This window comes from Xanthobacter pseudotagetidis, from assembly GCF_043194795.2.
Lineage (GTDB): Bacteria > Pseudomonadota > Alphaproteobacteria > Rhizobiales > Xanthobacteraceae > Xanthobacter > Xanthobacter tagetidis_A.
In genome coordinates this window covers 3,249,720-3,260,608 of sequence record NZ_CM195534.1, presented here as the reverse complement: position 1 = coordinate 3,260,608, position 10,889 = coordinate 3,249,720, and the positions used below count along the sequence as shown (strand labels likewise).

General features: G+C 70.1%; 8 protein-coding genes. 1 reads left to right on the top strand and 7 read right to left on the bottom strand.

The window, feature by feature from the left end; translation table 11 throughout:
* Window positions 1–48: 48 nt before the first annotated feature.
* The 4 genes from V5F67_RS14950 to V5F67_RS14935 form a co-directional block, all read right to left on the bottom strand.
* Entirely contained in the window at window positions 49–1,617 is a 1,569-nt protein-coding gene (locus V5F67_RS14950) for a class I adenylate-forming enzyme family protein (protein ID WP_394017013.1), read from the bottom strand.
* A gap of 357 nt (window positions 1,618–1,974) precedes the next feature.
* Window positions 1,975–4,443, bottom strand: a complete 2,469-nt coding sequence (gene clpA / locus V5F67_RS14945) for an ATP-dependent Clp protease ATP-binding subunit ClpA (protein WP_394017014.1) — start codon at window positions 4,441–4,443, stop codon at window positions 1,975–1,977.
* A gap of 219 nt (window positions 4,444–4,662) precedes the next feature.
* On the bottom strand, window positions 4,663–5,019 hold the full coding sequence (gene clpS / locus V5F67_RS14940) for an ATP-dependent Clp protease adapter ClpS (protein ID WP_394017797.1): 357 nt from the start codon (window positions 5,017–5,019) through the stop codon (window positions 4,663–4,665).
* Between the two features lie 372 nt (window positions 5,020–5,391).
* Entirely contained in the window at window positions 5,392–5,724 is a 333-nt protein-coding gene (locus tag V5F67_RS14935) for a phasin family protein (protein ID WP_394017015.1), read from the bottom strand.
* A 345-nt stretch (window positions 5,725–6,069) separates the two neighbouring features.
* Here V5F67_RS14935 and V5F67_RS14930 point away from each other — a divergent pair, with 345 nt between their 5' ends.
* Window positions 6,070–8,073 carry a D-alanyl-D-alanine carboxypeptidase family protein gene (locus tag V5F67_RS14930; protein WP_394017798.1) on the top strand — a complete coding sequence of 668 codons (2,004 nt, stop codon included), beginning with the start codon at window positions 6,070–6,072 and terminating at the stop codon, window positions 8,071–8,073.
* Window positions 8,074–8,088: 15 nt separating this feature from the next.
* On the opposite strand, the gene V5F67_RS14925 is transcribed toward V5F67_RS14930, so the two are convergent.
* From V5F67_RS14925 to V5F67_RS14915, 3 genes are all read right to left on the bottom strand, one after another.
* Entirely contained in the window at window positions 8,089–8,832 is a 744-nt protein-coding gene (locus V5F67_RS14925) for a DnaJ domain-containing protein (RefSeq protein ID WP_394017016.1), read from the bottom strand.
* A gap of 10 nt (window positions 8,833–8,842) precedes the next feature.
* The gene (locus tag V5F67_RS14920; protein WP_394017017.1) at window positions 8,843–9,556 is read right to left on the bottom strand and encodes a VWA domain-containing protein; all 714 of its coding nucleotides are present in this window, start codon (window positions 9,554–9,556) and stop codon (window positions 8,843–8,845) included.
* 74 nt (window positions 9,557–9,630) lie between these two features.
* The gene (locus tag V5F67_RS14915) at window positions 9,631–10,860 is read right to left on the bottom strand and encodes a cytochrome-c peroxidase (protein WP_394017018.1); all 1,230 of its coding nucleotides are present in this window, start codon (window positions 10,858–10,860) and stop codon (window positions 9,631–9,633) included.
* Window positions 10,861–10,889: the final 29 nt, after the last annotated feature.

Below are 10,889 nucleotides of genomic sequence, written 5' to 3'. Positions count from 1 at the left end.
GGTTCAATTTGATCGGATCGCGCTCTGACGCCGGCGGCGCCAGACGCTTCAGCCCGCCGGAACCGCGAAGCGCCGCGCCATCGCCTTGCGGCTCACCTTGCCGTTGGCCGTGCGCTCCACCTGGTCGACGACGATCACCCGGCGCGGGCATTTGTAGGCGGCCAGGTGCCGTCCGCAGTGGTCGAGCACCGCCGCCTCGTCGAGGGTGGCGCCGGGACGCGGCACCACGAAGGCGGTGATGACGCTCACGTCCGCGCGCACCCGCGTCTCCGCCACCGCCGCCTCCAGCACGCCCGGGCAGTCGGCGAGCGCCTTCTCCACCTCCAGCGGCGAGACGCGGTAGCCGAGCGCATTCATCACGTCGTCGTTGCGGCCGTGGAACCAGAGCCAGCCGTCGGCGTCGAACTGGGCGAGGTCGCCCCCCACGAACCAGTCGCCGCGCATCACCGCCGCCTCCTCCTCCGGCCGCTGCCAGTAGCCGAGCATGAGGCCGGGGTCGGAGCGGTGCACGGCGAGCAGGCCGGTCTCGCCCGCGGGCAAAGGCTCGGTCCCGTCCTCCACCGGCAGCACCGCCACGCGCCGACCGCGCTGCGGACGGCCGGGCGAGCCGGGGCGGATGTCTTCGCCCGGCCGGCAGGAGATGAAGGTGGAGACCTCGCTCATGCCGAGCGACTCGTAGATCCAGGTGCCGGTGGCCGCATGCCACTCCCCGATCAGGCGCGGCGCGAGCGCCTCGCCCGCCGCCACCCCGTGGCGCAGGCGCGAGAGGTCGAAACGCGCCATGTCGCAGGACTTGAGGATCTGGCGGAACACGGTCGGGACGGCGGCGAAGATCGTGGCGCCGTGGGCCTCGATCAGGCGCGGCCACACGGCGGGATCGCGCGGACCGTTATAGAGCACCGCCGTCGCGCCCTGCGCCCAGGGATCGGTGAGGCCGACGCCCAGCGTGTAGGTCCAGTTCACCGCGCCCGCATGGAGCAGCACGTCGGCTTCGGTCAGGCCGAGCCAGTCGGCATACATGGGCCGGCGCCCGAGGATGGCGCGCTGGGCGTGCAGCACGCCCTTGGGGCGGCTGGTGGTGCCGGAGGTGTAGACCAGATAGGCGGGATCGTCCGCCCGCGTCGGCGCATAGGCGGCAAGGGGCGCGGTGGCGGCGAGCGCCGTCATCTCGTCCGGATCGATGACGCGCAGATGGCTGAGGCCGGCGCGCTCGCCAAGGTGGTCCTGCCCGAGCACCACGGCGCGGGCGCCGGAATCGGCGGCGAGGCCGCGCACTTCCTCCAGGGTGAGCTGCGAGGAGGTCGGTTGCGCTACATGGCCCGCGGCGATGGCGGCGAGGAAGGCGATCACGAAGCCGGCGTCGTTGCCGGCGCGGATGAGGATGCGCGCGCCCGGCTCCAGGCCGAGGCCGGCGAAGCCGGCGGCGAGGCGGCGCACCTTCTCGTCCAGCGCGCCATAGGTCCAGCGCTCCGCGCCGTCCGCGCCCACCAGGATCAGGGCCGGCTTGCCGGGCGCGCGCGCGGCATGAGCGAGGCAGTGGGCGGCAAGGTTGAAGCGGGCCTCGGGGGCGATGCCGTGCGGGGCTGGTGCGTCGGGTGCGTGCGGGGAGGGGGCCATGGTCGCGGTTCGGTGCGGCTTTCGGATCGTGTCGCGCGCAGCTTAGGCGAGATGGCGGCGCGCCGCACCGGGTCGGTGGCGGAACCCCTCACCCCGCCCTCTCCCACAAGGGGAGAGGGGGCGCGAACGGGGAGGGCGGCGCGAGATGGCAACGGTCCGCTGCGGGTCGCAGGCGTGGCCAAAATCCGGGCGCTCCTCCTCCCCTTGCGGGAGAGGGGCCGGGGGTGAGGGGGGCGCGGAGCGTTTCGGCGCGGCTTCGGTGCGGGATCGGCCCGGCGGCAGGCAAAAGAAGATGCCCGGCGCGGGGCCGGGCATCGTCTTTGCTCCGGTACCGGGACGCGAGCGTCCCGGCCCAGGTCACACCTTGACCAGCGGCAGCTTGGGCACCGGGCTGCCGGAGCGGCCGGGCCCCCCGGTCGCCCCGCCCTTCGGGCCCGGCTTGCCGGGCTTGGCCTTCGCCGCGCGCGCCTTGCCGGGGGCGGAGGCCTTGCGCCGCGCCGGGCGCTTGGCGGCGGGCGGGGCGATCTTGTCGGGCTTGGGCGTCACTGGCCCTTCCGGGAACTCGAAGCTGAGCTTCGAGTCCTTGCCCTCGCCCTCCACCACCACCCGGACGTGGCCGCCGTTCTTCAGGCGCCCGAACAGCACCTGGTCGGCGAGCGGGGTCTTGATGTGCTCCTGGATCACGCGGGCCATGGGCCGCGCGCCCATCTGCTCGTCATAGCCGCGCTCCACCAGCCAGTGGCTCGCCTCGTCGGAGAGCTCGATGGTGACGTTGCGGTCGGCGAGCTGCGCCTCCAGCTGGAGCACGAACTTCTCCACCACCTGGGTGATGACCTCGGCCGGCAGGTGGCCGAACGGGATCACCGCGTCGAGGCGGTTGCGGAACTCCGGCGCGAAGGTCCGGTTGATGGCCTCCGAATCGTCGCCCTCGCGCTTCTGGCGGGTGAAGCCGTAGGCCGGCTTGGCGAGGTCCGCCGCGCCCGCATTGGTGGTCATGATCAGGATCACGTTGCGGAAGTCGATCTGCTTGCCGTTGTGGTCGGTCAGCTTCCCGTGGTCCATCACCTGCAGGAGGATGTTGAACAGGTCCGGATGGGCCTTCTCGATCTCGTCCAGCAGCAGCACGCAGTGCGGGGTCTGGTCGACGCCGTCGGTGAGCAGGCCGCCCTGGTCGAAGCCCACATAGCCGGGAGGCGCGCCGATGAGGCGGGAAACCGTGTGGCGCTCCATGTACTCCGACATGTCGAAGCGCAGGAGGTTCACGCCCAGCACCGAGGCGAGCTGCTTGGCCACCTCGGTCTTGCCGACGCCTGTGGGGCCGGAGAACAGGTAGCAGCCGATGGGCTTCTCCGGCTCGCGCAGGCCGGCCCGGGCGAGCTTGATGGACGCCGCGAGCGACTCGATGGCCTTGTCCTGCCCGTAGACCACCCGCTTCAGCGTCGTCTCCAGGTTCGCCAGCACCTCGGCGTCGTCCTTGGAGACGGTCTTGGGCGGAATCCGCGCCATGGTGGCGATGGTCGCCTCGATCTCCTTCAGGCCGATGGTCTTCTTGCGCTTGGTCTCGGGCAGCAGCATCTGCGCCGCGCCGCTCTCGTCGATCACGTCGATCGCCTTGTCGGGCAGCTTGCGGTCGTGGATGTAGCGGGCCGACAGCTCCACCGCCGCCTTGATGGCGTCGTTGGTGTAGCGCAGCTTGTGGTAGTCCTCAAAATAGGGCTTGAGGCCCTTCAGGATCTCGATCGCATCCGGCACGGTGGGCTCGGCCACGTCGATCTTCTGGAACCGGCGGACGAGCGCGCGGTCCTTCTCGAAATACTGGCGGTATTCCTTGTAGGTGGTCGAGCCCATGCAGCGCAGGGTGCCGGAGGCGAGCGCCGGCTTCAGCAGGTTGGACGCGTCCATGGCCCCGCCCGAGGTCGCTCCCGCGCCGATCACCGTGTGGATCTCGTCGATGAACATGATCGCGTTCGGATAGGCCTCGATCTCCTTCACCACCTGCTTGAGGCGCTCCTCGAAGTCGCCGCGATAGCGGGTGCCGGCGAGCAGCGCGCCCATGTCGAGGGCGAACACGGTGGCGGTGGCGAGCACGTCCGGCACGTCGCCGTCATTGATGCGCTTGGCGAGGCCCTCGGCGATGGCGGTCTTGCCGACGCCGGGATCGCCCACGAACAGGGGGTTGTTCTTCTGCCGGCGGCACAGCACCTGGATGGTGCGGCTGATCTCGGTGTCGCGGCCGATGAGGGGGTCGATCTTGCCCTCGTGGGCCTTCTTGTTGAGGTTGATGCAGTAAGCGTCGAGCGCGTCGGCCTTCTTCTTGCTGTCCTCGCCCGACTTGGTCTCGGTTTCCTCCTCGGCGCCGCGCACGGGGCGGCTCTCGGACATGCCGGCGCGCTTGGCGATGCCGTGGGAGATGTAGTTGACCGCGTCATAGCGCGTCATGTCCTGCTCCTGCAGGAAGTACGCGGCATGGCTCTCGCGCTCGGCGAAAATGGCGACCAGCACGTTCGCGCCCGTCACCTCCTCGCGGCCCGAGGACTGGACATGGATCACCGCGCGCTGGATCACGCGCTGGAATCCCGCGGTGGGCTTGCTGTCGTCCGAGCCGGACTGGACGAGGTTCTCGAGTTCGGTGTCGACGTACTCGATGAGATTGCGGCGAAGCTTCTCCATGTCGACATTGCAGGCGCGCATCACGGCGGCGGCATCCTGGTCGTCGACAAGGGAGAGCAGCAGGTGCTCGAGGGTCGCGTATTCGTGGTGGCGCTCGTTGGCGAGCGCCAGAGCCCGATGGAGCGACTGCTCAAGGCTGCGAGAGAATGTGGGCATCTACACCTCTTTCGCACGTGCCGCCGGACCGGCGAGCTGCGCCGGGGCGCGGAGCACGCGCCGTCCCGATAAACTTCGTACCGGTTGCGGCAGTGCGCAAGCCCTTCGATGCGCCGAGGGCGTTCACCGTTCCGAAATTGTCACATGGATGGTGTTCGGGCGCGGCCTCGCCTCAGGCTCGCGCCAGCGCCGATGCCGCAGCGGCGCGTGGGCCGGGGCCTACTTCTTCTCCATCACGCACTGGAGCGGATGCTGGTGCTTGCGCGCGAAGTCCATCACCTGCGTCACCTTGGTCTCGGCGACCTCGTAGGTGAACACGCCGCACTCGCCCACGCCGTGATGATGGACGTGGAGCATGATGCGGTTGGCCTCGTCGGTGGTCTTGTTGAAGAAGCGCTGGAGCACGTGCACGACGAACTCCATGGGGGTGTAGTCGTCGTTCAGCAGCAGCACGCGGTAGAGGCTCGGGCGCTTGGTCTGCGGCTTGGTGCGGGTGATGACCGCAGTCCCGGGCCCTTCGCCGTTGCGCCGAGGGGTGTCCGGCCCAGCCAGGCGCGGCGCAGCCGCGAACGGCACGTCCACGAGCGCCGCAGTCACGAGCGCCGCAGTCACGAGCGCCGCAGTCGCGATCGCGCCGGGGCGCGGGAGCCCGGCACCGGGGCACGCGACGGGCAGGCTCGCCGCGTGAGCCGCATTCGCCATATGAGCGATGTCTGTCATGTCAGTCGCGCCCCGTACCGGTGCTCCGTCCATGGACCACGGAGCCTCGGCGCTCGCGCCAGATAATAGGAAACCGCCCGGCGCTTTGCCAGGGTCGCGACGGGGGCCTGTTCGATGCGGCCCCCTTTTGCCCATGAAAAAGGCCCGGCGCAAGACCGGGCCCTCACCAGCGCGCACGATACGCCGCGCGCGAGCGCAGATACGCTGCGCACCACCTCGTTCGAGAATTCAGCGCGGGAACTTGCCGAACGCGCTCTCGAAGGGCTTGTAGGTCTCCTTCGCCAGCTCGGTATAGAGCTCGCCGATCTTGGTCGCCTGGGCGACGGCGCCCTCGTAGGCCGACTTCAGGTAGGTCTGCTGGATCTCGATGGCCTGCTCGAGGCTCTTGGCGCCGAGCAGCTTCTCCAGGGCGGCGGTGCCCTGCTCGAAGGAGGTCTTGGTGTAGTCGGCCACCTCGACCGCGATCGCCTGGGCGCTCTTGGAGAGCGTGCCGAAGCTCTTCATCGCGGCGTCGATGTTGTCCTTGCTCAGCTTCTGGAATTCTTCCGGGCTCTGCACCATGGGAGTATCCTCGTTCCTCAGGACGGCGCGCAGCGCCGTGCCAGACGTTTCCGGTGAGTGGATTTCTCTCCGCTCGGTTGTGGATATTATGCAGTGCAGCATGGATGTCAAGGGCTATTGTGCACTGCACAATATGGCTGATTGCCCTGTTTACGCCTTGGTAACTCCCCGTTCTTAACGTTCCCCTCGTCGCTCCCCCACGCCGCTCCCGCACTGCGGTCGGTCCTTCGTTCGCGGGGACCTCTGCCAGGGCCGGGGCGGATCGCGTTTTGTTCACTCAGGGGCCGTTTCATGCGTATTGCGTCCGCGAACGCCGCCAGGGGCTTGAAAGTCCTTGCGGTTGCAGTGTTGGCAAGCTTCGCCTTCACCAGCACCCTGGCGGAGGCGAAGCCGCGGAAACGCAACCAGGTGGAGCGGTCGGCCCAGCGCAAGAGCACGCCCAAGCCGGTCACGGACGCGGACGGGGCGCGCTGGCGCTACGGGTCGTCCGCCATCATGGTGGACGCCAAGACCGGGCGGGTGCTGTACGAGGATAACGCCGACGCCCTGCGGCATCCCGCCTCGGTCACGAAGGTCATGACGCTCTATCTGCTGTTCGAGCAACTGGAGGCCGGGCGCCTGAAGCTCAACAGCGACCTGCCGGTGTCCTCCAAGGCGGCGTCGCAGTCGCCCTCCAAGCTCGGCATGCGGCCGGGCTCCACCATCGAGGTGGAAGACGCCATCAAGGCACTGGTCACGCGCTCGGCCAACGACGTGGCGGTGGTGATCGCCGAGGCGATCGGCGGCACCGAGGCCGACTTCGCCCAGATGATGACCGCCAAGGCGCGCGCGCTCGGCATGAGCCGCAGCACCTTCCGCAACGCCTCCGGCCTGCCCAATCCCGGCCAGGTGACCACCGCACGCGATCTGTCGATCCTGGGACGTGCGATCCAGGACCGCTTCCCGCGCCAGTACCGCTATTTCGCGACCCGCACGTTCTATTATCGCGGCGAGGCCATCGGCAACCACAACCGCCTGCTCGGGCGGGTCGAGGGCGTGGACGGGATCAAGACCGGCTACACCCGCGCCTCGGGCTTCAATCTCCTGACCTCGGTGAAGACCGACGACCGCTACCTCGTCGGCGTCGTCCTGGGGGGCTCCTCCGGCCGCGCTCGCGACAACCGCATGGCCGATCTCATCGAGGCCCATCTGCCGCGTGCCTATGCCGGCGCGCGCACCGCTCCGCGGGTGATCGAGAACGCCGCCGCGACGCCGGAGGAGCGCCCCGTCGGGCTCGCCTTCGCCGCCCCCCTGCCGCAGCCGGCGCCACGAGAGGACGACCGCGTCGCGCTCGCCGCGCCGCCGCCGGCACCTGCGCGCTGGGAGCGCGGGGCCGAGCCGGCGCCGAAGCCCGCGCCTGTGGCGGCCCCCGCCAAGCCGGCGCCTGTCCCGCTGCCGGTCGCCGCGCCGCGTCCCAAGACCCTGCCGGAGCCGGTTCAGGCTCTCGCCCAGGCGGCTCTGCCGCCGCCCGCGGCGGTCCAGGTCGCTGCCGCTGCCCCGAAGCCGCCTGAGGCGCGCGCCGCCGATCCTGCCGTGACCGCTTCCATCGGCCGTGTTGCCTCGGTTGCGCCCGCGCCAGCCACGCCTGAGCCGGCCGAGGCGGTCCAGGCCGCTTCCATCGGCAGCGACGCGCCCATCAAGCCGACCGGTGTGAAGACCATCGCCGTGAAGCGCGTCTCGGCCGCCACCGCCTCCGCCGCCGGCTTCGTTCCGTCGGTCGGCGCGCTGGGCTATGCCGGGCCGACCCAGCTCTCCCAGTTCTCGCCCTCCACGGCCGCCTTCACCGCCGACGGCCGGCCGAACACGCGGGCCGGCGCCAAGTCCAATGCCAGGCTGACGCCCAAGGCGGTGCCCGCGCCCGTGCAGCTCTCGACCGCGCTCGATCCTTCGCCGGAAGAGCTGGAGCGCTACGAGGCGAGCGTGTGGCCGGTGCTCGACGAGGGTGACGCCGCGAAGGTGGCGCGACAGGCGGAGAAGCCGGCTCTGGTGCGCACCGCCTCCCTCGCGCCGACCCCGCTTCCGCCCTCGAGCTCTGCCACGGGAAATGCCACCCCGGCCAGCGCCCGTTCGGGCTGGATCATCCAGGTCGGCGCCTTCGACGGCGAGCGGCAGGCCCGCGCCCGGCTCGATGCCGCGCGCGCCAAGGCGAAGACGCTGCTCGGCAAGGCGGATGCCTATACGGAGAAGGTCGCGAAGGGCTCGGCCCAACTCTACCGGGCGCGCTTCTCCGGGCTGGACGAGAAAGGCGCTCGCGAGGCGTGCCGTTTACTCTCGCGTAACGATTTTGGCTGCATGACTCTCAAGAATTGAAGTCTTGAGGGAGAATCAGCCATGTTTGCGCAGGATCACTTCCTTGGCTTGATTGATCCGGGCCGCAAGATAGCTGGATCCGCCATGATCGGGGTGGAGCTTCTTCATGAGGGAGCGATGGGCCGCGCGGATGCTGGCCGTGTCCGCGCCCGGCTCAAGCCCAAGAATCTGATAGGCCTCCTGCTCGGTCATCGTCCCGCCGCCGAGCGTCGCCCCGCCGCTTCCGCCGACGCCCCCCGCACCCTGATCGCCCTCAACGTGCTCACGCCAAGCGGGCGCCCGGCGGTCGAGATAAGCTTCGAGTAAAGCGAGCGACTGCGGATCGCAGACCCGCCTGAGCTCCAGGAGCTCGGGCACCGAGAAACTCTCGAGCGCGCGCCCCGCATGGGGGCCGGCGGTCACCTGGCCCGACAGAGTTCCGCTCCCGTGGTCCAGTTCCATTTCCAGGATCGGCGAGCGCACCCGCGAAACCTGCGGCGGCTGCGGCCTGGTCCGGAACATGCCCCCGAACATCCCGCCCAGCGCGCCGCCCACCCCGCCGGGATCGAGCCGGCCCAGCAGCATGATCCCGACCGCCGCCAGCGGCACCACGGCGGCGTAGCGCCCGGTTGCCAGCGCGCCGGCGGCGCCGAGCAGGGCGGCATAGGCGAGCGAGCGGAACAGGATCGGCACCAGCACCTTCGGATCGGCCTTGGTCCAGAGCTTTAGGCCGTAGAGGCCGAGCGCCAGCAGGGCGACGCCGGCGATAAGACTGATCACCTTGAGGCTCCTATCCGCCGAGGGCTGCGATGAGCTTGACCGCGCCGGCGTCGCGCCGCGCGGTGAGGGCGGCGCGTCCGCCGGCCGCGTAGGCCGCCACCGCCTCAAGCAGTTGGCGCAGCTGGGCCGCGGCGCGCGCATCGAAGCGGCAATAGGCGCCGCCGGTGACGGACGCGAGGGCGCGAAAGCAGCGCTCCACCCGCGGCTCGTCGCCTTCCTGGAACAGGAACAGGCGCACGCCGCGCAGCGCCAGCTGGCCGGCCAGCGCATGCAGGCGGTCCTCGTTCTCCTCCAGTGCGTCGCCGACGAACACGGCCGCGCGCAGGCCGGAACGTTCGGCCTCGTTGAGGAGATGGGAGAGCACGCGGTTGATCTGCGTCAGGCCGCCCTCGCAGGCGATGCGGCTCATGAGGCGGCCCAGCGTCGCCGCATCGCCGACGAAGGGCGAGGCGCGGCATTCGCCCTGCCCGCGATAATAGACGATCTGCATGTCCAGCCCGCCGTGCCGCGCGGCGGCGGCGAACATGCCGGACTGGATCTCGCAGGCGAGGTTCCAGGTGGGCTGGCGCGAGGCGGTGGCGTCGAGCGCGAAGGCGAGCCGACCGCGTCCTGCCGCCGTTCCGGGCGCGCGCTTCACCGCTTGCAGGAAGCGCGCCGTGTCGTCGGCGCTGGACAGGCTCCCCTCGGGAGCCGATGTGACGTCGTTGCCCTTTTTCTCGACCATGTATCGCGCCGTTCCTTCGCCCCCACACATAGGGGCAAGGGCGCGCCGACGGAAGGGCGGGCCGGCCGGGACGCCTATCGGCCCGCCGCGGCCTGGGGCGCGACCGGCCGTGCGGTGGCGGCCTTCGCGGCGGCGCGCGCCGCACGCCGTTCCTCCATCATTGGCTCGTAGCGCTTGTCGGTGAGCGTTTCCAGGAACGCGACCAGCGCGTCGATGCGGCGGTCGTCCAGCGCCGGGCCGGTCTCCAGTTCCTTCAGCGAGAGCGTGCCCGGCACCTCGGGCGACGCGAAGGGAACGCCGGTCTCGGGATTCACCTTGCGCTTGGGATTGGCGGTGTTGAACGTGTTGTAGAACAGGATCACCGTCCGCAGATCCTTGAACACGCCGTTGTGCATATAGGGGCCGGTGACGGCGACGTTGCGCAGGCCCGGTACCTTGAAGCGCCCGGCCTGGGCCTTCTTGTCCTTCACCTTGGGATTGCGGGCGAGGCCGAGGTCCGGTGCCTTCACCGCGCCGGCTGCGGCGAGGTCAGGGTTCGCTGGCACGCCGATATTGTGGAACTCGTAATTGCTGAAGGTCTCGCCCGCCGTGCCGCCCTGCGCATTGAGCTGATGGCATAGCGCGCAATTGGTGAACTGCTTGGAGAAGAACAGCACCCGGCCGAGCTCCTCCTGGTCCGTGAGCTTCTCCTCGCCCTTGAGATAGCGGTCATACTTGGAATCGAAGGGGGCGAAGGCGTCCGTGCGCTCGAACGCGGCGATCGCCTTGGTCATGGCCTCATAGGCGCGCGCGGCCGACCTGAACACGGACCGGCCATAGAGCGCCTCGAAGGCGCTGACATAGGCGGGGTTCTCCTTCAGGCGCGCGACCACCTCGGCCTTCGAGGCCATGCCCATCTCGGCCGGATTGAGCGGCGGTCCTCCGGCTTGCTCCTCCAGGCTTCCGGCGCGCCCGTCATGGAACTGGCCGCCACGATAGAAGCCGGGCTTGCGCGACTTGCCGAAGGCCGGGCTGAAGCGGGCATAGCCGGCGCTCGGCGCGTTGCGGTCGCCGAGCGAGCGGCCGTCGTCGCCCACCGAGACCGCCTGGCCGGCGGCACCCTCGCGCGGATCGGTGAAGGCGGCGTCCGGCGCGTGGCAGGATGCGCAGGCCTGGGTGCGGTTTTTCGAGAGGTTGGTGTCGAAGAACAGCGCCTCGCCCAACGCTTCGGGCGTCGCGATCTCGCCCGCCTGCGCCCATCCGCCGACAAGCAGCGCGCCAGCGATGAAGGCGGCCCATCCGACAGGGCGAAGAGCAGACGCCATGACCCGAACTCCCGGCCCCGCCAAGCGGG